Source organism: Micromonospora sp. NPDC005174, from assembly GCF_040608495.1.
In the GTDB taxonomy this organism is placed as follows: domain Bacteria; phylum Actinomycetota; class Actinomycetes; order Mycobacteriales; family Micromonosporaceae; genus Micromonospora.
In genome coordinates this window covers 36,499-58,930 of record NZ_JBEXIJ010000018.1, presented here as the reverse complement: position 1 = coordinate 58,930, position 22,432 = coordinate 36,499, and the positions used below count along the sequence as shown (strand labels likewise).

The 22,432-nt window shown below is 72.2% G+C and carries 20 protein-coding genes and 1 riboswitch; of the genes, 14 read left to right on the top strand and 6 right to left on the bottom strand.

Annotation, left to right across the window (positions count from 1 at the left end; genetic code table 11):
• Window positions 1-36: 36 nt before the first annotated feature.
• Together thrC and ABZU91_RS20385 are read right to left on the bottom strand one after the other, a co-directional pair.
• A complete protein-coding gene (thrC, locus tag ABZU91_RS20390) occupies window positions 37-1,323 on the bottom strand; it encodes a threonine synthase (RefSeq protein ID WP_355242501.1) in 1,287 nt (428 codons plus the stop codon).
• A gap of 10 nt (window positions 1,324-1,333) precedes the next feature.
• A riboswitch (SAM riboswitch) is annotated at window positions 1,334-1,469 on the bottom strand.
• 67 nt (window positions 1,470-1,536) lie between these two features.
• Complete coding sequence (locus tag ABZU91_RS20385) at window positions 1,537-2,505, bottom strand: DMT family transporter (protein WP_355242498.1); 969 nt, start codon at window positions 2,503-2,505, stop codon at window positions 1,537-1,539.
• An 89-nt stretch (window positions 2,506-2,594) separates the two neighbouring features.
• On the opposite strand from ABZU91_RS20385, the gene ABZU91_RS20380 reads away from it, so the two are divergent.
• Window positions 2,595-2,900 carry a metalloregulator ArsR/SmtB family transcription factor gene (locus ABZU91_RS20380; RefSeq protein WP_355242495.1) on the top strand — a complete coding sequence of 102 codons (306 nt, stop codon included), beginning with the start codon at window positions 2,595-2,597 and terminating at the stop codon, window positions 2,898-2,900.
• Window positions 2,901-2,987: 87 nt separating this feature from the next.
• Here ABZU91_RS20380 and ABZU91_RS20375 read toward each other — a convergent pair whose 3' ends face one another.
• Window positions 2,988-3,431 (bottom strand): DoxX family protein, encoded by a 444-nt coding sequence (locus ABZU91_RS20375; RefSeq protein ID WP_355242492.1) that lies wholly within the window; start codon window positions 3,429-3,431, stop codon window positions 2,988-2,990.
• Window positions 3,432-3,702: 271 nt separating this feature from the next.
• A complete protein-coding gene (locus ABZU91_RS20370) occupies window positions 3,703-3,945 on the bottom strand; it encodes a GntR family transcriptional regulator (RefSeq protein WP_355242489.1) in 243 nt (80 codons plus the stop codon).
• Window positions 3,946-4,197: 252 nt separating this feature from the next.
• Here ABZU91_RS20370 and ABZU91_RS20365 point away from each other — a divergent pair, with 252 nt between their 5' ends.
• The 5 genes from ABZU91_RS20365 to ABZU91_RS20345 all read left to right on the top strand — a co-directional run bounded on the left by ABZU91_RS20365 (window position 4,198) and on the right by ABZU91_RS20345 (window position 8,812).
• Complete coding sequence (locus ABZU91_RS20365; RefSeq protein WP_355242486.1) at window positions 4,198-4,752, top strand: hypothetical protein; 555 nt, start codon at window positions 4,198-4,200, stop codon at window positions 4,750-4,752.
• 222 nt (window positions 4,753-4,974) lie between these two features.
• Window positions 4,975-5,271 carry a hypothetical protein gene (locus tag ABZU91_RS20360; RefSeq protein ID WP_355242483.1) on the top strand — a complete coding sequence of 99 codons (297 nt, stop codon included), beginning with the start codon at window positions 4,975-4,977 and terminating at the stop codon, window positions 5,269-5,271.
• The gene (locus ABZU91_RS20355) at window positions 5,246-6,808 is read left to right on the top strand and encodes a plasmid pRiA4b ORF-3 family protein (protein ID WP_355242480.1); all 1,563 of its coding nucleotides are present in this window, start codon (window positions 5,246-5,248) and stop codon (window positions 6,806-6,808) included. Before ABZU91_RS20360 ends, ABZU91_RS20355 begins: the two co-directional genes overlap by 26 nt.
• Window positions 6,699-7,844 (top strand): virulence RhuM family protein, encoded by a 1,146-nt coding sequence (locus ABZU91_RS20350; RefSeq protein ID WP_355242477.1) that lies wholly within the window; start codon window positions 6,699-6,701, stop codon window positions 7,842-7,844. The genes ABZU91_RS20355 and ABZU91_RS20350 overlap by 110 nt, the downstream gene beginning before the upstream one ends.
• 371 nt (window positions 7,845-8,215) lie before the next feature.
• Window positions 8,216-8,812, top strand: coding sequence for a DUF4232 domain-containing protein (locus tag ABZU91_RS20345; protein WP_355242475.1), 597 nt, complete (start codon window positions 8,216-8,218; stop codon window positions 8,810-8,812).
• On the opposite strand, the gene ABZU91_RS20340 is transcribed toward ABZU91_RS20345, so the two are convergent.
• Together ABZU91_RS20340 and ABZU91_RS20335 are read right to left on the bottom strand one after the other, a co-directional pair.
• A complete protein-coding gene (locus ABZU91_RS20340) occupies window positions 8,802-9,698 on the bottom strand; it encodes an ABC transporter permease (protein ID WP_355242472.1) in 897 nt (298 codons plus the stop codon). The genes ABZU91_RS20345 and ABZU91_RS20340 overlap by 11 nt on opposite strands.
• Window positions 9,698-12,562, bottom strand: a complete 2,865-nt coding sequence (locus ABZU91_RS20335) for an alpha/beta fold hydrolase (protein WP_355242470.1) — start codon at window positions 12,560-12,562, stop codon at window positions 9,698-9,700. The genes ABZU91_RS20340 and ABZU91_RS20335 overlap by 1 nt, the downstream gene beginning before the upstream one ends.
• Before the next feature lie 375 nt (window positions 12,563-12,937).
• On the opposite strand from ABZU91_RS20335, the gene ABZU91_RS20330 reads away from it, so the two are divergent.
• The 8 genes from ABZU91_RS20330 to ABZU91_RS20295 all read left to right on the top strand — a co-directional run bounded on the left by ABZU91_RS20330 (window position 12,938) and on the right by ABZU91_RS20295 (window position 22,303).
• Window positions 12,938-14,110, top strand: a complete 1,173-nt coding sequence (locus ABZU91_RS20330; RefSeq protein WP_355242467.1) for a hypothetical protein — start codon at window positions 12,938-12,940, stop codon at window positions 14,108-14,110.
• Entirely contained in the window at window positions 14,097-16,814 is a 2,718-nt protein-coding gene (locus ABZU91_RS20325) for a nitrate- and nitrite sensing domain-containing protein (RefSeq protein ID WP_355242464.1), read from the top strand. Before ABZU91_RS20330 ends, ABZU91_RS20325 begins: the two co-directional genes overlap by 14 nt.
• Entirely contained in the window at window positions 16,811-17,284 is a 474-nt protein-coding gene (locus ABZU91_RS20320) for a roadblock/LC7 domain-containing protein (protein WP_355242461.1), read from the top strand. Before ABZU91_RS20325 ends, ABZU91_RS20320 begins: the two co-directional genes overlap by 4 nt.
• Window positions 17,281-17,760 (top strand): DUF742 domain-containing protein, encoded by a 480-nt coding sequence (locus tag ABZU91_RS20315; protein ID WP_355242458.1) that lies wholly within the window; start codon window positions 17,281-17,283, stop codon window positions 17,758-17,760. Before ABZU91_RS20320 ends, ABZU91_RS20315 begins: the two co-directional genes overlap by 4 nt.
• Window positions 17,738-18,493 carry an ATP/GTP-binding protein gene (locus ABZU91_RS20310; RefSeq protein WP_355242455.1) on the top strand — a complete coding sequence of 252 codons (756 nt, stop codon included), beginning with the start codon at window positions 17,738-17,740 and terminating at the stop codon, window positions 18,491-18,493. Before ABZU91_RS20315 ends, ABZU91_RS20310 begins: the two co-directional genes overlap by 23 nt.
• A 39-nt stretch (window positions 18,494-18,532) precedes the next feature.
• A complete protein-coding gene (locus ABZU91_RS20305; RefSeq protein WP_355242452.1) occupies window positions 18,533-19,042 on the top strand; it encodes a hypothetical protein in 510 nt (169 codons plus the stop codon).
• A 36-nt stretch (window positions 19,043-19,078) separates the two neighbouring features.
• Window positions 19,079-21,277, top strand: coding sequence for an AAA family ATPase (locus ABZU91_RS20300; protein WP_355242449.1), 2,199 nt, complete (start codon window positions 19,079-19,081; stop codon window positions 21,275-21,277).
• A 93-nt stretch (window positions 21,278-21,370) separates the two neighbouring features.
• A complete protein-coding gene (locus tag ABZU91_RS20295; RefSeq protein WP_355242446.1) occupies window positions 21,371-22,303 on the top strand; it encodes a superoxide dismutase in 933 nt (310 codons plus the stop codon).
• The last annotated feature ends 129 nt before the right edge of the window (window positions 22,304-22,432 follow it).

Sequence of the window (22,432 nt, the reverse complement as noted above, 5' to 3'; positions counted from 1 at the left end):
CCACACTCACAGCGAAAACCCAGTCACCGGGCGGATTCAGCCCAGAAGCCCCGCGTCCCGGGCGGCACGCAGGGACGGCTTGATGTGGTGGGTCGGCCCGACCTGTGCGGCCACGGCGTCGATGGTCTTCAGACCCTCGCCGGTGTTGAAGACGACCGTCTCCGCCGTCGGGTCGAGCCGGCCGGACTCGACCAGCTTGCGCAACACTGCCGCGGTCACGCCGCCCGCCGTCTCGGCGAAGACCCCGGTGGTACGGGCCAGGTCGCGGATGCCGGCGCGGATCTCGTCGTCGTCGGCGTACTCCATCCAGCCACCGGTGCGGCGCACCGCCTCCAGTGCGTAGAGGCCGGCGGCCGGGTCACCGATGTTGAGCGACTTGGCGATGCCGGTGGGCTTGACCGGGATGATCGTGTCCGTGTCGGCGTGCAGGGCCGTGGCGATCGGGTTGCAGCCGGCCGACTGCGCGCCGAAGACCTTCCAGCCGCCGGCCGGCGCGTCGACCAGGCCGATCTCGACCAGCTCGGAGAACGCCTTGTCAATCTTGGTGAGCAGTTCGCCGCTGGCCATCGGGATCACCACCTGGGCGGGAATCCGCCAGCCCAACTGCTCGGCCACCTCGTAGCCGAGGGTCTTGGAACCCTCCGCGTAGTACGGCCGGACGTTCACGTTGACGAAGGCCGTGTCCTCGAACTCGTCGGTCTCCACCAGCTCACCGCAGAGCCGGTTGACGTCGTCGTACGAGCCGTCGATGGCGACCAGTTCGCCGCCGTACACGGCGGTGGTGATGACCTTGCCCTGCTCCAGGTCGGAGGGGATGAAGACGATCGAGGGAACGCCGGCGCGGGCGGCGTGCGCGGCCACCGAGTTGGCCAGGTTGCCGGTGGACGCGCAGGCGAAGCGGGTGAAGCCGAGTGCCTTGGCGGCGGTCAACGCCACCGAGACGACCCGGTCCTTGAACGAGTGGGTCGGGTTGGCGCTGTCGTCCTTGACCCAGAGCGGCGCGGTGATGCCCATCTCGGCGGCGAGGTGCGGTGCCGCCACCAGCGGGGTCAGCCCCGGGTCGAGGGTGACCCGGGTGGCCGGGTCCTGCCCGGCGGGCAGCAGCGCGGCGTACCGCCAGATGTTGTCCGGGCCGGCCTCGATCTGCTCGCGGGTGACCGTGGCCAGGGCGGCGGTGTCGTAGTCGACTTCCAGCGGGCCGAAACACTCGTAGCAGGCGTGCTGGGCGGCGAGCGGGTAGCGGGCCGAACAGGCGCGGCAGACGAGGGCACGGGCGGGGCTGGCGGAGGTGTCGATGCCGGAGGCGGCGAGCGTCGACGTCATGTCGAGAGTCCTCTCATCTTTCCCCGCATCGCACGGTGCGGCGGGGACGGAATTGGCACCTGCCCCGCGGGTCGCTCAGCGGTGAGCGCGCGGGGTGGTTGCCGGGGCGTCGTCGGGCCGTATCCCTCAGCCCCTCTGGATGAGGTATGCAGTTGTGCCGTCGAGTCTAGGCAACGTTGCCCGGCGCCTCCACCGGGCATCCCAGCCAGTGGGTCAGCGGTTGGCCACCGCCACCGGGTCGACCACCGCGACGGGGTCGGTGACCGCTGTCGGCCGGGGCAGCGACGAGGGCCGGGGACGGGTCCGCGCGGCGAGGTTCGCGCCGACCAGCGCGGCGATGGTGATCGCCGCTCCGACCAGCTCGACCGTCTCCGGCCGGTAGCCACGGGCGATCTGCACGACGAAGGTGGTCACCGGGACCAGGTTCATGAACAGGGCCGCGTTGGCCGCGCCCAGCCGCTGCACGCCGGTGTTCCAGGCCAGCACCGCGACGACTGCGGCGACGAGCACGGCGTACGCCAGTTGCGGGGTGATCGCCACGAGGTCGGCGGCCGTCGGCGCGTGCTGCCACCCGACGGCGTCGGCGCCGATGCTCGCGGCCAGCATGGCGGCCGTGCCGGCGAGCGCGGTCAGCGTGGTGAAGCGCAGCGGCGACCAGCCGCCGAACCGGGTCGCGCCGTGGGTGTAGACGGCCCAGCCGAGCACCGCGCCGATCATCATGAGGCCGCCGAGACCGAACTGGCCGAGGCCGGCCAGGCTCCCGCGGGTGATCACCAGGCCGACTCCGAGGAGCGCCACCAGGGAGAGGGCCAGCAGGAAGGGCTTCGGTCGTACGCCGTCCCGGGCCCACCGCACCAGTTGGGTGATGATCGGGGTGGTCGCCACGAAGAGGGAGACCTGCTGCGGGGCGGCGTGTTCGAGAGCCAGGTTGGTGAGCAGGTTGAAACCGGCGAAGCCGACGACGCCCAGCACCATTACCTCGGCTCCCCGACCGCCGAGCCGCAGCGCGGCCGACCCCTCGCGGAGCAGCAGGATGCCGACCAGGATGACGGCGGCGAACAGATAGCGGGCGGTGGTCAGGTTGAGCGGGTCGACAGTGGTCAGCGCGGTGGCCAGGATCGGGAACATCGCACCCCAGGCGAGCGCGGCGAGCAATGGGTAGGCGGCGGCGCGGGATCGCATCGTCAGCTCCTGTTCGAGTATCTTCGAACCAACGACACCGACCATAGGGTGTTGTTCGATCGTTGTCGAACAAGGGTTAGACTGGTCACATGGAGCTGCACGAACCCGACCTGACCGCCGTACCGGTCACCGCCGTGCTGGCCGCACTCGCCGACGACGTGCGGTTGCAGATCGTCCGGGCGCTCGCCGACGGCGGTGAGGCCGCCTGCGGCAGCTTCGACTTCGGCGTCTCCAAGGCGACCCGCAGCCACCACCTCAAGGTGCTGCGCGAGGCCGGCCTGACCCGCACCCGGGCCGCCGGCACGAGCCGCCTGGTCCGACTGCGCCGCGACGAGGTGGACACGCTCTACCCCGGCCTCCTGGACGCGGTCCTCACATCCCGACCGACGGCCTGACCCGTCCACGCCCTTTGGCCGACCCCTTCACGCACGCGTCGCCGGAGCCGACACGCCGACGCTCCGGCGACGCGCGTGACGCATCGGTCAGGCGTTCACCGGGCTGGGCTCGGCCATCGACGGCACCTCGGCACGCCGCTTGAAGAGCAATGAGTCGAGCGCCCACGGGCCCGAGCCGAGCGTCGCAACCAGCAGGAACGACCAGCAGAAGAGGGCCGCCTGCTCACCGCCGTTGTACAGCGGCAGCAGGCCGTCCGGCTGGTGCACGACGAAGTAGGCGTACGCCATCGAGCCGGACGCGAGAAGCGCGGCTGGTCGGGCGAAGAGTCCGACCAGCACCAGCGCGCCGCAGATGAGCTGGATCAGGGCGGCCCACCAGCCCGGCCAGGTGCCGAGCGGTACCGCCTTGCCGGTCATCGGGTTGCCGCCGAACAACCCGAAGACCGACGAGAGGCCGTGCAGCGTGAACAGCAGGCCGATCACGATGCGGAACAGGGACAGGGTCGGCCCGCCGAGCCGAGAGACGTTCATGGAGACCTCCATCGAAGGGAACAGATCTCTTCCATGGTGGGGCCTCAAGGCATCGATGTTAATAAGTTCTTTGCTAGTGGGAAAATCCCCGGCGGGAGAACCTGAGGCGCAATGCTGTAATTGCGACTTTGCCCTGATTTGACCGACACCCCAGTGACTCTCGCGCATTGGGAGCGCTCCCGAACCCTCAACGTACCGGCTGGCGTGGTGCCCGCACACCCTGTCGAGCTGCCCCGAATGTGGGGCAAGCGGCTACCGACCTACGCATTATTTAGCCGTCGGCCTCGTCAGAGTCTGGCTCGGGAACGAACACTCCCCGCCCCGGAGCGCCAACAACGACACCCCGATCGCGTAAGAGTGCCACCGAGCGAGCCGCAGTGGATACCGACACCGAGTACAGGTCACTGAGCTGCGCGTATGACGGAATCTTGGTACCTGGCCCGTACTCCCCGCTCCTGATCCGGGCGGCGATGTCAGCCGCGATGTCTGCATAGCTCAAAGGGATTGCGGGCATCGGTGTTCCTTCCGGGTTGGCAATCCCATCTGATCACGACACGAGTTCGCGCCTCAACAACTTGGTTGACCTATGTCACTAGGTGCAATAGCATGAAGGTGAGCCGTCCGGGTTGGCACCAGGGTTGGTTCACCCTCCGGGCTTTGCCCGGTTTGAAGCCGGGGCAGCGCTCAAAGGTGGTCCAGGACCCGAGCTGGGCTGGTTGTGGCGCTGCCCCGGCATCCCCCGTAACCCCACGAGAGGAGTCCACCCGTGACCGTGTCGGAGACCGAGACGGAAGTGCCGGCGGCGAGCGCTATCTGGTCCGTGGAGCAGGTGACGGCGGAGCTGCGCGAGACGTACCTCGCCGTCGCCGCCGCCGCTGTGCTGCTGGAACGGACCGGGGCGGGTTGCGCCCATCCGGCGATCCGGCTGGCGCGGCGCAGCGGCGAGGATGCGCTCGACCTGGCCGGTGACGCGGAACGGCAGCTCAGTGACGGCGTCCACCTGCTCCGCACCGACGCCGGCCATCAGGGTCGGGCCACCATCGGCGCTCTGGTCGAGGTGCTGGACACCGTCCGAGACCAGTTGGCCGGTGCGGCCAACCGGATCGGCGCGCTCCCGGCCCGGATCACCACTGCTGGGCGGCAGCTCCTCGACACCGACCAGCACGACTCGACCAACGACCCGGCGACCGAGACCGCGGCCGGGCAGTGGCACCGGGCTGCCGACCAGCTCGGGCTGATGACCGAGAGCCTTTCCGCGGCGGTCGCCGCGCTCACGTCGTACACCGGCGGGTTGTCCGGCGCGGAACCCGCCACCACCTGAACCTGCCCGCGGACCTGCGTGGGAAGGAAAGGGCCCGGGGTGGGTGCTGAGCTCCGGCCGGTACGTCACGCGCGGGCGTGCCGGCCGACCCCGCCCGCCCCGGCGCCGCCCGCAACCAGCATCGAACGGAAGGCGGTCCACTGTGATCTACCAGCCCATCCGGCTACTGCTTCCCCAGCTCGTCCGCGCCGTCTCGACCGCACCAAACAACCGGTGGTCCCGATGACCGAACCGCACTGGATCATTCACCTGCCGACCACCCTGCACCGGATCGACGACGCTGCGGCGCTGGCCATGGCGCTGCGCCACTCCCTCGGTCATGTGCTCGCCATCGACTTCGGCGAGACGACGCTCAGCGAGGAGGACCGGCAGTTCCTGCGTACCCGCGTCTGGTGCGACAACCGCCTACCCGGCGGTGCCCGCTGTGCGCTGCGCGCCGACCACCCCGGCGAGTTGTGTGAAGCCACCCGGGCGGTCGTGGAAACATGCTCGGATGAGCCCCGAGAGTCGCCGCCGTAAGCGCGCCAAGCCCAGCCGGTCCGGGCAGCAGGTTGTTCGTCGTGCCCAGCTCACCGACGTCGAACAGTGCGACTGCCCGGCGTGTTCGGGCGCCGACGTCGACCCGCAGAGCTTCATCGTCGACCTGGTCGGCGAGGGTGCACACCTGATCAAGACGGACGATCCCGTCGAGGCCGAGTTGTTTGCCGCGAATTTCCTGTCCGCCGGTGATCTTGCCGGCGAAGACTTCACCGAGGCTCTCAACGATGGCATGCTGCCGGCCGTTGCCGAGATCGGCACGCCGGAGGCGCTCGCCGTACTGCTCGCGATCGACGCCGTCCGGGAGGGCACCGTCGCAGCGGCCGCCGCCCGGCGTCTGATGGACGCGGGCGTCGAAGCGCCGAGTTGGGCCAGTGAGCTACGCCAGCCCGTGCGGGTCGGCCCATGTCGGCGGTTCGCCGACCCGGCGGGCAGCGCCTCCATGCTCGTCTGCGCCTTCGAGCGGGCGGGGCGCTCGTACGGGTTCGTCGTCCACGTCGACCACCTCCACTGTGACGCGGCTGCCGATATCGTGTTCTTTCCCGCTGACGCCCTGGCCGAGGTTGTCACCACCATCCAGCAGAACGGCCGCCGTGCCGGTCTGACGATCGCCGAGGAACTGTTGGACCCGGCCGACTTTCGGTGGCAGGTCGAACGGGCCCTCGACGCCCGCGCAGACCACGACCAGGAACGCGACCCCACGGAGCTCGAGGACGAGTTCGACGATGATGAGGCGTGGCCGGGCTACCACCTGCTCGCGCTGCTGCTGCGAGCCCGGATCAGCACGCTGCCCGAGCCGACGCGCCCACCCGCCGAGCACGACGCAGACACCCGTCAGACCACCCTCGAACTGCTGGACATCATCAGCCAGATCGCCGGGCAGGCGCAGCAGATCCAGACCCGCGCACGACGGCGTACCGCTGGGCGGAAGCTGCCGGCGAAGCGGAGAAAAACCGCGCCGGCCGCGCCCATCTACCAACTCAAGGTGAGTCTGCGGGGGGCGAAGCCCCCGATCTGGCGGCGTCTGGAACTGCCCGCCGACACGAGCCTGGCCGACCTGCACCACATCATCCAGGTGGCCTTCGGCTGGGACGACGCCCACCTGCACGTCTTCGAAACCCCCTACGGCGACTTCGGGGTCGCCGACCGGGAGTTGGGCTACCGCGCCGAAGCCCCGGTCACCCTGGAACAGGTCGCGCCCGGCGTCGGCGACCGATTCAGGTACACGTACGACCTCGGCGACAACTGGACACACGAGATCGCCGTGGAGAAGATGCTGGACCGACAACCGGTCGGGTATCCCCGCTGCACGGGCGGGCGGCGGGCGGCCCCGCCGGAGGACTGTGGCGGCGTCTGGGGCTACGCGGAACTTGTCGAGGTGTTGACCGATCCCGGCCATCCCGAACACGGTGACCGACTGGAATTGCTCGGCCTCGCCTCAGCCGCCGACTTCCAGCCCGCCCGGTTCGACGCCACCGGGATCACCCGAGCCCTCACCGAAGGAGCCACGGATGACTGATCCTGCTGGCGAGCTGATCCTCTACCGCGCCGACGACGGCAGCTCGGTCGTCCAGCTTCGGGCGACCAAGGGGACGGTCTGGCTGACGCAGGCCCAGATGGCCGAGCTGTACGGCACCTCGGTGCAGAACATCGAGCAGATCCTGTCCCGGGTGCTGGCCGATGGAGAAGTGACCGAGGCAACTATCAACTCTGAGTTGATGGTTCGAATCGAGGGCACGCGGCAGGTGCGGCGCGAGGTCAAGGTCTACAACCTCGACATGATCCTGGCTGTCGGCTACCGGGTGACCACACCCCGCGCGGTGCAGTTTCGCCAATGGGCCACGACCGTGCTGTCGGAATACCTGGTCAAAGGCTTCGCCATGCAGGACGAGCGGCTCAAGGACGCCGCCGCTGCGGATTACTTCGACGAGCTGCTGGAACGCATCCGGGACATCCGGGCGTCCGAGAAGCGTTTCTACCAGAAGGTCCGCGACATCTTCGCCGCCACCAGCGCCGACTACTCCGGGACCAGCGATACCGCCAGGACCTTCTTCGCCACCATCCAGAACAAGTTGATCTACGCGGTCACCGGCCACACCGCTGGTGAGCTGATGGTGAAGCGGGCCGACCCGAGTTCACCCACCATGGGCTTGACCACCTGGCGGGGCCAGCAAGTACGCAAGGCGGACATCGCTGTCTCCAAGAACTACCTGACCGCTGACGAGATCAGCGAGTTGAATCGCCTGACCACGATGTTCCTCGACTTCGCCGAGGACCGGGCGCGCCGCCGACAGCAGATCCTGATGGCGGAATGGGTTCAGCGCGCCGACGCGTTCCTGACCTTCAATGAACGGCAGGTGCTGGCCGGCGCTGGCGGAATTTCGGCCACTGACGCCGAGGCCCGAGTCGGGCACGTGTATGCCGAATACGATCAACGGCGCCGCGAGAAGCAGGCGGAGGAGGCCCGTCAACAGGAGGAGCAGGACCTCGCCGATCTGCTGGAATTCGAACGCCGCGGCCGACTCGGTGGCGGGCCACCGGAGGGTGCTGCCTGACCCGGCAGCCCCCGCTGCGCCCTGCCCACCCGCCACTCCGACAGGCTGTGCGAGCCGGACGACGACGTCCCAGATGGCCGAACTGCGCAGCACTTCGGTCCCCACCGTGCAGATCGCGCGACGGGCCGAGGGGGATGACCGACAATCTGGAGGAGATCCTGGCATCGGCCGCCCGGTAACCACACCCCAGCCCCTCAGCGCCCGAAGATCCGCACAACATCAGGGTTGTTGCTGCCTCCCGGGCGCCGCAAGCAGCAACAACAGGGAAGTTGCGCGGATCTTGAGCACCGGCAGGCGCACAGCGGCGATCTAGCGCGAGCGGCGACAAGGCCGGGCACCAACGGGCCGGGTCGGTGCGCGAGGATCGGGGGATGATCTTCCGGAGCGCCAGCGGGCGACACATCGGTGCGGCGGCCGTCTTGGTTCTCGCTCTCAGCGCCTGCGTGCCGCGCGATCACGCGGGGCAGGGCGGCGACCCCACCGGCCCGCCGCCCAAGACCACGACCGCGCCCGAGGCGGGCACCACGCCGGTTGCCGAGTGCCCGGCATCCGGTGTCCGCATCCGGTCGACCGGCGGGGACGCCGCGATGGGGCTGCGCGCCCTCGGCCTGGAGCTGGTCAACTGCGGTGACCGCCCGTACCGGCTCAACGGATACCCGACGGTGTGGGTCCTCGACGAGCAGCGCAAGCCGATCATTCTGGCGGTTCAGAACGGGGCGAAGGACATCACGTCCGGCTTCGACCAGCCGCCGCAGCCGATCACGCTGCAAAGAGGCGAACGGGCCATCGCTTCCGTCCTCTGGCGCAACCTGGTGACCGACTCGACGGTGGTCGCCACCGACGGTGCGTACCTGACGGTGGCTCCCGCCGCAGGTCAGCCGGCCGAGGAGGTCGACCCGGACGGCCCGATCGACGTGGGCAACACCGGCCGGATCGGGGTCAGCGCCTGGCGCGAACCTACGACGTGATGTCCTTGCGGGTGAAGCGCCAGAACGCCAGCCCCCAGAACAGCGTCGCGTAGCTGATCGCCGAGATGCAGCCGCGTACCACGTCGTCGGTCTGCACCGGCGTGGACAGCAACCCCAGCCAGGCGGTGCTGAAGTGGGTGGGCAGGAAGTCCCGCAGCGCGCCCAGGGCGGTGATCTGGTCCAGGATGCTGGACAGGATCCACAGCAGGACCGCGCCACCGACCGCGCCGAGCGCGGCGTCCGTCGTCACCGACAGCAGGAACGCCAGGCCGGCCACCACCAGGAGTACGACCGCCAGGTAGCCGAGCACCGCGAGCAGCCGGAGCAGCCCCTCGCCCGGCTCCAGCTCGGCGGCCACCGTGCTGCGCAGCGGCGACCAGCCGTAGCGCAGGGTGCCCGCGAGCAGGGCGGTGCCGGCCAACAGCACCAGGGCCAGACTCGAGTACGCGAGCGCGACCACCAGCTTCACCGTCAGCAGTCGTGCCCGGGGCACCGGGATGGCCAGCAGGTAGCGCAGGCTCCCCCAGCTCGCCTCGCTGGCCACCGTGTCGCCGCAGAACAGCGCGACGACCACGACCAGCAGGAACGACGCCGACACGAAGATCGAGAAGAGGGTGAAGTTGAGCCCGCCCGAGGTGGCCAGGTCGACAAGGCTGGCGAACTCGTTGTTGCCGTTGTCGTCGTCGCCACCGGAGTTGAACTGGAAGGCGATCAGGATGATCAGCGGCAGCAGCACCATGAACCCGAGCGCGAGCTGGGTTCGCCGCCGGGATGCCTGCCGGCGGAACTCCGCCCCGAAGGGCATGGTGGCCGACGGCCGGTAGCCGAGGGCCGCGCCGGCCGGATCGGTGACGCCCACCGGCGCTTCGACGGAAGATCCAGCCATCACCGGTCACCGCTTCCCCGAGAGTTCTCGCCCACCAGGGCGAGGAACGCGTCCTCCAGGCGCCGCCGGGGCACCACCCGGTCCACTCCGATGCCGGCGCGTACCAGCTCGGCCACCACCTCGCTGCGAGCCGTGCCGTTGGTGTCGACGACGAGCTGCCCGTCGCTCTCCGGCAGCACCCGTACGCCGTGCAGCCGGTCCAGCACCGCCCGAGCCGCCTCCGGATCGGTGACGTCGAACAGGACGCTCGGCGACTCGCCCACGATCTCCTGGACCGGCCCGGAGGCGACGATCCGGCCCTTGTTGACCACCACCGCGTGCGTGCAGGTCTGCTCCACCTCGGCGAGCAGGTGACTGGAGACCAGCACCGCCCGGCCGTCGGTGGCGTACCGCTGGAGCACCCGGCGCATCTCGGCGATCTGCGGCGGGTCCAGCCCGTCGGTCGGCTCGTCCAGCACCAGCAGCTCGGGGAGGCCGAGCATGGCCTGGGCGATGGCGAGCCGCTGACGCATGCCGTGGCTGTAGTTCTTGATCTTCCGGTGCACCGAGTCGCCGAGCCCGGCGATCTCCAACGCCTGGTCGAAGTGCGCGTCCTCGGCCGGCCGCCCGGTGGCCCGCCAGTACGCCCTGAGGTTGGCCAGGCCGGAGAGGTGCGGCAGGAACCCCGGCCCCTCCACCAGCGCGCCGATCCTCGACAGCACGGGCGAGCCGGGTACCAGCCGACGACCGAAGACGTAGATCTCCCCGGCGGTCGGCTGGGTCAGCCCCATCAGCACCCGCAGGGTGGTGGTCTTGCCCGCGCCGTTGGGCCCCAGCAGGCCCACCACCTGGCCCGGGTGCACCTCGAAGTCCACGTTCGACACCGCGACGAAGCCGTCCGCGTACTCCTTGCGCAGCGCCCGCACGGCCAGCGGCGTGTCCGCGTACTCCGGATGCACCGACCGGTCCTGGCGACGGTGTCGGCGGCGGACCACGGCGACGACCACGACGAGCCCGAGCACGATGGCGGCGAGGAGGCCGGCGAGCACCCAGCGCCAGACGGTCGCCGCGGTTCCGATGGGCTCGCCGTCGACGGTCGGCAGGGTGACCGCGCCGTCCGCGGCCACCGTGTAGACGGTGGGCGCGGCGGGCGTGGTGTATGCCTGGTCGGAGCTGGCGACCACCAGGCGCAGCCGGTGGCCAGCCTCGATCCGGCGGACGATCCCGGGCAGCGTCACGGTGACCGGGCGGGCGTCCTGCACCCGCTGCGGCAGACCGCTGAGCCGGATCGGGGCGACCAGCCCGTTCGGCAGGGTGGCGGCCCCGTCCTTGTCGACGTCGTAGAGCTTGACGAAGAGCACCGCCTCACCGGTCGGCGAGGCGGCCCGCACGGTCACGGTCGGCGCGCCGGCCACGTCCACGGCCTCGGTCAGCGGCGCCGACTCGAAGCGGGCGTGCTGGCCGGGGATGTCGCCGGCCACACCGTCGAGCAGGGAGGCGAGGCCACCGGCGAACGGGATCGAGGAGATGGCGGCCGGGTTGCCGTTCGGCGGATTCGCGATCGGCTGCGCCGGACCGGCGACCACCACCTCCCGACGGGCGTTGCCGGCGAGGCCCGGGTAGTCGGCGCGGCGGAAGCCGGTGGCGACCAGACCCCGGTCGAGCGCGTCGAAGCCGGCGATCCGGGACCACGTGAAGTCGTCGCCGGGCGCGTCGCCCTCGCCCTTGACGTAGTGGTCGAGCCACTGGACGGTCAGGAACTTCACCCGGTCCGAATCCGAACGGGGGCCGGTGCCACCGTCGTGCCCGCCGGTGAACCAGGCGACCCGCACCGGGGTGCCGGCGGCGGCGATCCCCTTGGCGTTCGCGTCCGCCTCGCCGAGGGGAAAGAGCGTGTCCGCCTCGCCCTGCACCAGCAGGGTGGGGGCCTTGATCCGGTCCAGCACACCCGCCGGGCTGGAGCGGCGCAGCACGTCCACGGCCGCCTGGTCGGCCCGGCCCGTGGTGGCGATCCGCAGGTACGCGGCACAGACGTCGGCGGCGAACCGCCCGCAGGACGGGTCCGCGGCACCGGCCGGGAGGCCACCGGACGCGGTTCCAGGACCGGCGCCCGGCCCCGGGCTCGGTGGGCCGGCGGACGCGGGCGCTCCTTCGGGCTGGGCGGCGGTCGTACCGGCGAGCCCGGCCGGGCCGCTGCCCACGTTGCCGCCCCCGCCGAAGAAGAGACCGGCCCAGCCCTTCTTGAACACACCCTCGGTCGGCGCGCCGCCGGTGCTCTCCGGCAGGAAGGCGCGGGAGAGGTCGTTCCAGGTGATCATGGGGACGATCGCGTCCACCCGGCGGTCCTGGGCGGCCAGCAGCAGGGCGAGCCCGCCACCGTACGAGCCGCCGACCACGCCGACCTTCGGGTCGCCGGGGGCGTCGGTACGCACCTCGGGCCGGGCGGCCAGCCAGTCCAGCAGCCGCTCGGCGTCGCGCACCTCGTAGTCCGGGTTGTCCAGATGGATCTCGCCGCCGCTGCGGCCGAAACCCCGCGCGGTCCAGGTGAGCACCGCGTACCCACGTCCGGCGAACTCCTCGGCGTCCGAGCGCACCGACTCCTTGGTGCCGCCGAAACCGTGCGCGAGCAGGACCGCGGGGACCTTCCGACCGGACGACGCGCCGGGCGGGAGGTAGAGGGTCGTGTCCAGGTCCACGGGCTGGTCACCGGACGGTCCGGAGCGGACGGTGAGCATCGCGCTCTGGGTGCGTACGCCCGATCCCTGCGGCCACACCGCCCAGGTGACGGCGACCACCAGCAGCACGGCGACCACCGCCGCGGCGATCACGCGACGGCGGGTGGGCAGGGCACGCCGGAACCACGCGGCCGGCGACGGCGATCTCATGCGGCACACGGTACGGCTCGCAGCCTGAGCGTTGGCTGAGATCCGCCGTACGTCCGTCCGGTTGCCCCGATCGGTGATCCGAGCCGGCGCGACCGAGCATCCTCCATGGCGGGCCAGTGAGTTGAGTTCGGATCGCGTGAATTCCGATCTTTCGCGGATATCCCCCTCGATCCCTTCATGTCACACCTGGGAATCGGACAGAGCGTGCCCGGAACCCTGACGAACGGTGACATCGCTCGAACTGACGCAAACCTGACTCACCCCGACCGGCCGGCTCGCCTGGGGGTTCGGTTAGTTTTCCGGTCCGGTGGACGGGACTTGTCGGCGACCCCGACACCGCGCCGATCCCCCGCCCGACGCCGGAGGAGAAACACCATGACAGTCCCCGCGCCGCGGGCCCGTCGACGAACGTCCATGCTCGGCCGCTCGCTGCCGTTGCTGCTCATCGTCGCGCTGCTCGCGCCGGTCGGCACGCTCTTCGCGTCCACCTGGCGACACACCGCCGACGACCGGAGCGTGGCCGAGCGGGAACGACTCGGCGTGGAGTACCTACGCGCCCTGGCCCCGGTCACCGAGACGCTGGTGGAGGCCCAGACCAGTGCCGTCGCCGGCCGCCCCGTCCCCGGGGAGCCTCTGACCCGCGCGGTCGAGCAGGCCGCCGCGGTGGACGCGCGCATCGGCGGAGAACTGCGCACGCAGGAACGGTGGGCCGGCCTGCGGGCCAAAGTGGAGGCGCTGCGCGATCGCAGCCCCGCCGACCCGGAAGCCGCCTACACCGCGTACGGCGAGGTCACCGACCTGCTGCTCGCCCTGCACCGCAAGGTCCGGGAGAGCTCGGGGCTGATCCGTGACCCCGGTGCCGACTCGTTCTTCCTGCAGGACAGCGCCGGCCAGGAACTGCCCGAGGCGGTGGTGGCCGCCGGCCGGCTCGCCGACCTGGGCACGCTCGCCGGCCGGCGACCGGCCGCCACGCGGCCCCGCACCCTCATGGAGCTGACCGGGCTGCGGGTGTCCGCCCTGTCGCCCGCGACCGACGTGGTCGACAACCTGCGCTCCGCCGTGGACAACTCGGAGAGCACCGACCTGGGGGCCAACGTGCTGACCCCGCTCGACGCCTACCAGCGGTCGGTGGAGGCGCTGGCCCTGTACTCGACGCCGAGCGCGTCCGGCACCGTCGACCAGGGCCAACTGGGGGCCACCGCGCTCAACTCGCGCAACGCCGCACGGCAGCTTCAGCCCGTCATCCTCGGCGAACTGGACACCCTGCTCACCGAACGGATCGACGGACTGACCCGGGACCGGTGGCTGGCCGTCGGGGCGGGCACGGTGGCCGCGCTGGTCCTGGCCTGGCTCGCCTGGCTGCTGGTCGCCGCCGGTCGGCGGGCAGGTCGGCGGGTCGCCACCCCGGACGCCGCGAGCCCGGTCGCCCCGCCGCCCGGCGACCCCTGGCAGCCGCCGGCCGCGACCGACACCCGGACGCTGCAACCGGTGGGCGCGGCCCACGAACCGGTCGCCGAGCAGTGGGGGCCCTTCGATGCTGCTCGCTAGGCTCCGGATCCGCGGGAAGCTCGCGCTGCTCGTGGTGATTCCCCTGCTGAGCATGGTCGGCCTCGCGGTGCCCGTCGTGCTCGACCGGGTGGCCGCCGCGCAACGCGCCGCCGACATCACCGACCAGGTACGGCTCGCCAGCCGGGTCGGCAGCCTCGTGCAGGACCTTCAGCAGGAGCGCATCCTGTCGATCGGCTTCCTCCTCGGCCAGGTCGAACGCTCCGACGTGACCCGCAAGGCGGCCGACGTCGACGACCGGGTGGCCGATCTGCGGGCCGACGGCGGCGACGCGATGACCGAGCAGGTCGACCACGCGCTCAACGGGGTGTCCAGGCTCGTCGACCTACGCCGGGGGGTGCTGGCCCGAACCGCGAACCCGGGCCAGGTCATGGACGCCTTCGGGCCGGTCAACAGAGAGTTGATCGGGTCGCTCCGGCTGGTCTTCAGCGTGGACACCGAGACGTTGCCCGGCCGCCAGGTGCTCGCCCTGGACGGGCTGCTGCGCGCGGACGAGGGCATCGGCGCCTGCGCCACCCTGAGCATCCTGGTCAAGGCGATCGGTACTCCGGACACCACCGCCGGCTACGTGGCGTGCATCGCCGCACTCCAGGTCGACAACGCGCGCTTCCGCAGCCTGATCACTCCCGAACAGCTCAAGGTGGCTCAGCTCAACGACGCCGCGGTGGCCGCCCGTACCAGCCCCGACTTCCTGATCACCAGCGCCCGGGACCCGGCCGGCGCGGTCCGCGACGTGCCGATGGAGGCGCTCTTCCCGGCCGTCCGCACGATGATCCGGCTCGGCCAGTTCGTCGAGAAGAAGATCGTCGCCGATGTCCTCGCCGAGGTGAAGGCCGACCAGCGTCGGGCGCTCACCGCCGCGTACCTGGTGGGCGCGGCAGCGGCCCTGATCCTGGCACTGGTGGTGCTGCTCAGCGCGGCGGTGGCGCGTACGGTGGCCCGACCGCTGACCCAGCTCACCCGCTCCGCCGACCGGGTCGCCCGGGTCGCGGAGGCGGAGTTGGTCCGGGTCACCGACGACGAGACGGAGCGCGTCCAGCCGGTCCGGTTGGAACCGGTGGTCATCCGGTCCAGCGACGAGATCGGTGAACTGGCCCGGGCATTCGACCGGGTGCAGAACACGGCGGCCCAACTCGTGGAGCGGCAGGTCGCCGGTCGGCGCAACGTGGCGCAGATGTTCGGGCACGTCGGACGGCGTACCCAGAACCTGGTGAGCCGGCAACTCGCGCTCATCGACCGGCTGGAGCAGCAGGAGGCCGACGCGGGCCGGCTGGAGCACCTGTACCGGCTCGACCACATCTCCAGCCGACTGCGGCGCAACGCCGGCAGCCTCGTGGTGCTCTCCGGCTCGGCCGGTGCCGACGCACACACCGCGCCCGTGCCGCTGGCCGACGTGGTCCGGCTGGCGCTCGGTGAGATCGAGGACTACACCCGCGTCGAGGTGCAGGTGCCGGCGGGCGTCGCCGCCGCACCGGCCATCGTCGGCGACCTCGTCCTGGCGCTCGCCGAGCTGATGGAGAACGCGACGGTCTTCTCCCCGCCGCACACCCGGGTCCTCGTGGCCGGCGAGACCGCCGGGCGGGGCGCCCGGATCACCGTGGTGGACCACGGCATCGGCATGAGCGAACAGCGGCTCGCCGAGGAGAACGCGCGGCTCACCCGGCGTGAACGTCTCGACCTCGCGCCGACCGAGGTGCTCGGCCTCTTCGTGGTGGGCCGGCTGGCCCGCCGGCACGGCTGGGAGGTGAGCCTCACCGCCACCGTGGGTGGCGGGGTGACGGCGCAGGTCGAGATCCCCCAGGCGTCGCTGGTGCTGCGTCGCGCCGACCGGGCCGGGGCGACGGTCGCCCGGGCCGCCGTACCGGACCGGGGCCGACGGCCGGCTCTCGACTCCGCCCGAGGAGCCCGCGCCCGGGGAGCCGTCGCGGCACCGGCCGTCACCGCACCGCCGGCCGCCGAGCCGGCCGTCGCCGAACCAGCCTTCGCCACACCGACCGCCGCCGCGCCGGCCGGGTTCGACACGGATCTGCTCAGCCGGGCCACCCGTAGCCTGGAATCCGGCGAGTCCTGGGACGCCTTCGGCGCTCGGGAGTCGGCCGACCCCGCCACGACCGCGCCCACGACACCGCAGCCCGCCCCCGTCGGACAGAGCACCGCCCCGGCGGGGGCGTCCGCCACTCCCCGCGTCCGGCAGCGGGTGCCCGGCGCGAGCCTTCCCGCCACCGCCGCGCCCACCCGACCGGTCGACGCCACCAGCGCCGACCCGGACGCTGCCCGCGCGCTGGTCGAGGCGTTCCAGTCCGGCGTACGCCGGGCCGAGTCGAGCGTCGCACCGGCCGCCGGCCGCCCCGCCGAGCACTGGTCGATGCGGACGGTCACCGAGCCGCCCGCCAGCGCGGGGCACACGGCGGCCGATCCCAGCGCTACCGTCGACCTGCCCGCCACCCCCGGAGGCCTCGGCCCTGCCGTGGCGGACACCGGCGGGACCGCCCACAGCCGTCCCCGGCTGAGCCGCCGGGTGCCCGGGGCGAACCTGACGGTCTCGCCGCCACACCGACCGGCCAGCCCGCAGCTCGGCGACCCGACCGAGGTGCGCGCCCTCATCACCGAGTTCGAGGCGGGCGTCGCCCGCGCTCTCCGCGAAGTCAGCCCAGATCGTCGGAACGAAGAAGGATCATCACGGTGACCAGCCCCTTCCTGCACGACAACGTCGACCAGACCCAGCCGGGCACCACCGGGGACCTCAGCCCCGAGGCCCGCACGTTCAACTGGCTGCTGGACTCCTTCACATCCAGCACCGCCGGGGTGCTGGAGGCGATCGCGGTCTCCTCGGACGGGCTGCTGATGGCCATGTCGGCCATCAAGGACCGCTCCAACGCGGAGCGCCTGGCCGCCGTGGTCTCCGGCATGACCAGCCTCGCCGGAGGCGCGGCCAGCTGGTACGCGCTCGGCGGCCTCAACCGGGTGATCGTCGACATGGCCGACGGGTACCTGCTGATCAGCGCCATCAGCAGCGGTTCCGTGCTCGGCGTCGTCGCCGACCGCTCGGCGAACCTGGGCACCGTCGCGTACGAGATGACCCTCTTCGCCGGGCGGGCCGGTGGCGCGCTCACCCCGCGACTGATCGCCGAGCTGAAGAACGCCGTTCAGCAGTGACTCCCGACGTCGCCGGCGAGGACCCGGACCCGGAGCCCGGGGTACGGATCCGCCCCTACCTGCGCACGCCGCACCCGGGTGGGGGCGGCGCGCCGGCGGCGCCGGAGCCGGAACCCGACGACGGCGTCCCGACCGGCCTGCGGCCGTTCGTGCTCACCGCCGGACGGGTGGCCGGCGCGGATCCGGCGATCGGGCTGGAGACACAGGTGACCCTGCGCCGGGACGGCACCCGCTGGACCGGCTCGCCCGTCGGCCTGCTGGCACCGGAGCTCCAGGCGATCATCGCGCTCTGCGCCAACCCGATCTCGGTGGCCGAACTCTCCGCCCGGACCCGGCTGCAATTCGGCGTGACCCGGGTGCTGGTGGGCGACCTGCGGGCCGCCGGGCACCTGGACGTGCACGCGACCGACGCGAACGACGCCCTCGACCCCGACCTCATCCTGCGAGTGATTGATGGACTTCGTGCGATCTCCTGAATGGCCGGGCGTCCCGATCGGGGGTCTCGCCGGCAACAGCGCCACCGCCCGCTACGGCACGGCCTCGGGCGCCGCTCCGGTGTCCGGGCGCGTCGGCCCGCAGTCGCCGACCGGCCCGCCGCCGCCGTACCGGCCGCCGGCCGACACCGGACCGGTCAACCGGCCGCCGGCGGCGCCGCCCGTGCCGGTCAAGATCCTCATCGCGGGTGGTTTCGGGGTGGGCAAGACCACCACCGTCGGAGCGATCTCCGAGATCGCGCCGCTGACCACCGAGGCCGAGATGACCAGCGCCGGCATCGGCGTGGACGATCCGGGCATACGGTCGACCAAGACGACCACCACGGTGGCGATGGACTTCGGCTGTGTGACCATCGACCGCAGCCTGAAGCTCTACCTGTTCGGCACTCCGGGGCAGTCCCGGTTCGGCTTCATGTGGGACGACCTGGCTCGGGGCGCGCTCGGGGCGCTCGTGGTGGTCGACAGCGCACGACTGGACGACTGCTTCCCGGCGATCGACTTCTTCGAGCGGGCGGGGTTGCCGTTCGTGGTGGGGGTCAACGCGTTCGACGGGCGGCTGGCACTGGAACTCGGGGAGATCCGCTGGGCGCTGGCGATCGGTGACCACGTGCCCCTGGTGCAGTTCGACGCCCGGGACCGGCTTTCGGTGCGGGACGCCCTGCTGGTCGTCCTGGACCGCGCGTTGGACCGGGCCACCCGGGAGAGGAAGGCCTGAGCCGACCGGCTCCGGCCGTGGCGGGAAGGGGTGATGCTGGTGAGGGGCGACCTGGACGAGACGCTGGCCCGGTTGGCCCGGCGCGAGGAGGCGCTGCGCCGGCGGGCCAACGACCGTGACGACATCGCGCCACCGCCGGACCCGACCGCCGCGCCGGACGTCACCGTGGCGGGGCGCACCGCCGGGTCGGCCCGGCACGCGGAACGAGTCGACCCCGGCGACACCGCCGGCTGGGGACCGGTCGAGGAGGTCGCCGAGGCGGTACGCCAGGTCGTCGGCGCCCACCCCGGGCTGGCGGTGACCGTCCGCGTGGAGCACGACGGTCGGACGTACCCGCTGCGGGTGTCCTGGGACGGCCCGGACGTGACGGTCGGCCCGGAGCCGGCGGCGGCCCCGGTGGAACCCCCGCCGTCCTGGCCGCTGTCCGGTCGCACGGTGCCGGCGTGGGCGCCCGGCTCGGACGGGTTGACCCCGGACCCGGCAGCCCGCCTCGCGGAGCTGATCCGGCGCGACCCGTCCCTGCTCGACGAGCTGGATCCGCGTCGCTGATCACCGGGAGCGGCGGACGGCGGCTACGGTCGAGCGGTGGCCCAACCCGACCTGACCCTGACGGCGAGCCTGCGGCCCGCGGCGCTGGACGCTCGACGGGGCATCGTGCGCCTGCACCCGGAGGCGCTCACCGCGCTGGGCCTGCGCCCCGGCGCGCCGGTACGGCTGGCGGGACGCCGGGAGACCGCCGGGATCGTCGCGGCGGCCGGGGCCGGCGCGAGCAGCGCGCTGCTCTATGCCGACGACCTCACGCTCGGCAACCTGGGTCTGCGGGACGGCGCTTCCGTGCGCGTCTCGCCGCTGCCGCTGATCCCGGCGGCTCGGGTCACCCTGGCCGGGCCGGTGGAGGTGGCGGCGGCGGTCAGCCCGGAGATGCTCCGGCTCGCCCTACTGGGCAAGGTGGTCACCGCCGGTGACGACGTGTCGCTGCTACCGCAGGACGTGCTACCGGACGCCTCGACGCGCAGCCTCGTCGAGGCGGCCCGGCGCAGCCTCGCCACCAGCGTCGGTTTCGCCTGGACGAGCACCCTGCTCACCGTTGTCGCGGTCGAGCCGTCGGCGGGGTCGCTGGTCACCATGGACACGGTGGTCGCCTGGGAGCACGGGCCGGCCACCCACGGTGAGCCACTACCGGCCCGGCAGCCCGGGACGGTCGACGCCGCACCGGAGACGGACGCGCCCGACGTGGACGAGTTGCCGGGGCTACGCGCACAGGCGGAGGAGTTGAGCGAACTCCTCGACCTCGGCTTCCACCACCGGGAGGTGCTGGGCCGGCTGGGCACCACCATCTCGCTGGGCGTGCTGCTCTCCGGACCGGCCGGCTCGGGGAAGTCGGCGCTGGTCCGGGCGGTCGCCGCTCGGGTAGGTGCCCGCGTACACCCGCTCTGGGCGCCCGAGGTGGCTGCGCTGGCCGACCAGGCCGCCGCCGACCGGCTGCGCGCCGCGGCGGCCGCGGCGGTTGCCGGAGGGCCGGCGGTGCTGCTGGTCACCGACGTGGAGGCGCTGGCACCGGCGGACGAGCCCGGCCCGCTGGCCACGGTGTTCCGGCAGGTGCTCGCGGAGGTCGTCCGGGCGGGAGCCGCAGTTGTCTGCACGACCAGCCGGCCGGAGGCCGTCGACGTGGTACTGCGCGCACCGGACCTGCTGTCACTGCGGATCGGTGTCTCGCTGCCCGACGCGGCCCTGCGCCGCGAACAGCTCACCGTGCTGACCCGGCAGGTCCCGCTCGCCGACGACGTGCGCCTGGACGAGGTGGCCGGGCGTACCCCCGGTTTCGTCGCGGCGGACCTGGCCGCGCTGGTCCGGGAGGCCGGGGTACGCGCGGCACTGCGGCAGAAGTCGGCGACGACACCGACGGTGTCGATGGCCGACTTCACCGCCGCCCTGGAGGTGGTCCGGCCGACGACGATGGCCGCGTCCACGCTGGAGCTGGCGTCGGTGACGTTGGACGACGTGGGTGGCCTGGACGAGGTCAAGCAGACGCTGACCGAGTCGGTGCTGTGGCCGCTGACCTACCCGGACACCTTCGCCCGCCTCGGCGTGCAGCCACCGCGCGGCGTGCTGCTCTACGGGCCGCCCGGCTGCGGCAAGACGTACCTGGTCACCGCGCTCGCCGGCTCGGGCCGGGCGAACGTGCTCTCGGTCAAGGGTGCCGAGCTGCTGTCCAAGTGGGTGGGCGAGAGCGAACGCGCCGTCCGCGAACTGTTCCGCCGAGCCCGGGAGGCGGCACCGACGCTGATCTTCCTGGACGAGGTCGACGCGTTGGCCCCGGTACGCGGGCAGGCCACCGACGGCGGCACCACGGATCGGGTGGTCGCCGCGCTGCTCACCGAACTGGACGGGGTCGAGGCGCTGCGCAACGTGGTGGTGGTCGGGGCCACGAACCGGCCGGACCTCGTGGACCCGGCGCTGCTGCGACCGGGCCGGCTGGGGCGGCTGGTCTACGTCCCGCCACCGGACGGGCCGGCCCGCGCCCAGATCCTGCGGGCCGCGTCCAAGCACGTCCCGCTGGCGCCGGACGTCGACCTGGCGGCTCTCGGCGAGGAGCTGACCGGCTTCTCGGCGGCGGACTGCGCCGCGGTGGTCCGGGAGGCGGCCCTCGCGGCGATGCGGGAGTCACTGGCCGCCGCCACCGTCACCGCCGCGCACGTGGCGACCGCGCGGGAGCGCGTCCGCCCGTCCCTGGACCCGGACCAGGTCGCCTGGCTGGCCGCGTACGCCACCCGACGGGAATGATCACCGCCTCCAACCTTTTGTCGTACGCGGAGCGTTACCAGGGCGACACGTTCCCCAGTGGAGAGATCCACTCGACGACAGGCGGTGTTCCCCTTGCGCAGGCTGCTCTCTCTTTTCGCCGTCCCGCTCGTGGCGGTGGCCACCCTCAGCACGGCCGGCTCGGTGGCGACCGCCCACCCGACGGCGGCGTTCCCGTCCCGGATCGCCCTACCCGACGGGTTCAGCCCGGAGGGGCTGACGATCGGCCGGGGCACCACCGTCTACGTCGGGTCGGTCGGCAACGGCGCGGTCTGGCGGGGTGACCTCCGGACCGGACACGGCTCGATGTTCATCGCGGGCGCCCCCGGGCAGCAGAAGGCCGGCCTCAAACTCGACCCCCAGGGCCGCCTGTGGACCGCCGACTTCTCGGCCGGCACGGCCAGCGTCCACGACGGGGTGACAGGCGCTCTCCTGGCCCGCTACCAGCTCACCGACGAGCCGGGCCGCATCGTCAACGACCTCGTGGTCACCAGGAACGCCGTCTACCTCACCGATTCGGCCCTTCCGGTGCTGTACGTCGTACCGCTGCTCCCGGGTGGTCGGCTGTCTCCCGCCACCGCCGCCCGGATACTGCCGCTCACCGGGCCGGCCGCGTCACCCGACGCGTTCAACAACGGGATCGTGGCGCTGCCCGACGGGGACCTGCTGGTCGCACAGATGGTGGCCGGCCGGCTGGTACGCGTCGACCCGCGCACCGGCGCGAGCCGTGTCGTCGACCTCGGCGGCTACTCGGTGGACCGGGCCGACGGGCTGGTGCTGCGCGGTCGCACCCTCTACGTGATCCGGAACCTGAGCAACGTCGTCGCGGTCGTCGAGTTGAACGCCGACCGAACCGCCGGGGTGGTCCGGCGGGAGATCACCAGCCCGGCGCTGCGGTCACCGGCGACCGGCGACCTGCTCGGTTCGGCGTTGTACGTGGTGAACGGCCGGTTCGACGTCGAGCCCGGCCCGACCGTCGACTACGACGTCGTACGACTGCCGGCCTGACGGGTGGGTGGGCGGTGACCCCGGTCGGGTCGCCGCCCACCCACCCGGCACGAGTCAAACGGTGGGCAGGAGCGGGCCGAGCCGGCGGAGCCCACCCGTTCCAGGGCACCGCCGACGGCGTCAGCGCCG

Excerpts from the sequence above, each read along its gene's own strand:
- ABZU91_RS20355 (WP_355242480.1), top strand. The coding sequence starts at position 5,246 with ATGAGCCCCGAGAGTCGCCGCCGTAAGCGCGCCAAGCCCAGCCGGTCC.
- ABZU91_RS20380 (WP_355242495.1), top strand. The coding sequence starts at position 2,595 with ATGGAGCTGCACGAACCCGACCTGACCGCCGTACCGGTCACCGCCGTG.
- ABZU91_RS20330 (WP_355242467.1), top strand. The coding sequence starts at position 12,938 with ATGACAGTCCCCGCGCCGCGGGCCCGTCGACGAACGTCCATGCTCGGC.
- ABZU91_RS20360 (WP_355242483.1), top strand. The coding sequence starts at position 4,975 with ATGACCGAACCGCACTGGATCATTCACCTGCCGACCACCCTGCACCGG.
- thrC (WP_355242501.1), bottom strand. The coding sequence starts at position 1,323 with ATGACGTCGACGCTCGCCGCCTCCGGCATCGACACCTCCGCCAGCCCC.
- ABZU91_RS20345 (WP_355242475.1), top strand. The coding sequence starts at position 8,216 with ATGATCTTCCGGAGCGCCAGCGGGCGACACATCGGTGCGGCGGCCGTC.
- ABZU91_RS20325 (WP_355242464.1), top strand. The coding sequence starts at position 14,097 with ATGCTGCTCGCTAGGCTCCGGATCCGCGGGAAGCTCGCGCTGCTCGTG.
- ABZU91_RS20340 (WP_355242472.1), bottom strand. The coding sequence starts at position 9,698 with ATGGCTGGATCTTCCGTCGAAGCGCCGGTGGGCGTCACCGATCCGGCC.
- ABZU91_RS20310 (WP_355242455.1), top strand. The coding sequence starts at position 17,738 with ATGGACTTCGTGCGATCTCCTGAATGGCCGGGCGTCCCGATCGGGGGT.
- ABZU91_RS20385 (WP_355242498.1), bottom strand. The coding sequence starts at position 2,505 with ATGCGATCCCGCGCCGCCGCCTACCCATTGCTCGCCGCGCTCGCCTGG.
- ABZU91_RS20375 (WP_355242492.1), bottom strand. The coding sequence starts at position 3,431 with ATGAACGTCTCTCGGCTCGGCGGGCCGACCCTGTCCCTGTTCCGCATC.
- ABZU91_RS20370 (WP_355242489.1), bottom strand. The coding sequence starts at position 3,945 with ATGCCCGCAATCCCTTTGAGCTATGCAGACATCGCGGCTGACATCGCC.
- ABZU91_RS20335 (WP_355242470.1), bottom strand. The coding sequence starts at position 12,562 with ATGAGATCGCCGTCGCCGGCCGCGTGGTTCCGGCGTGCCCTGCCCACC.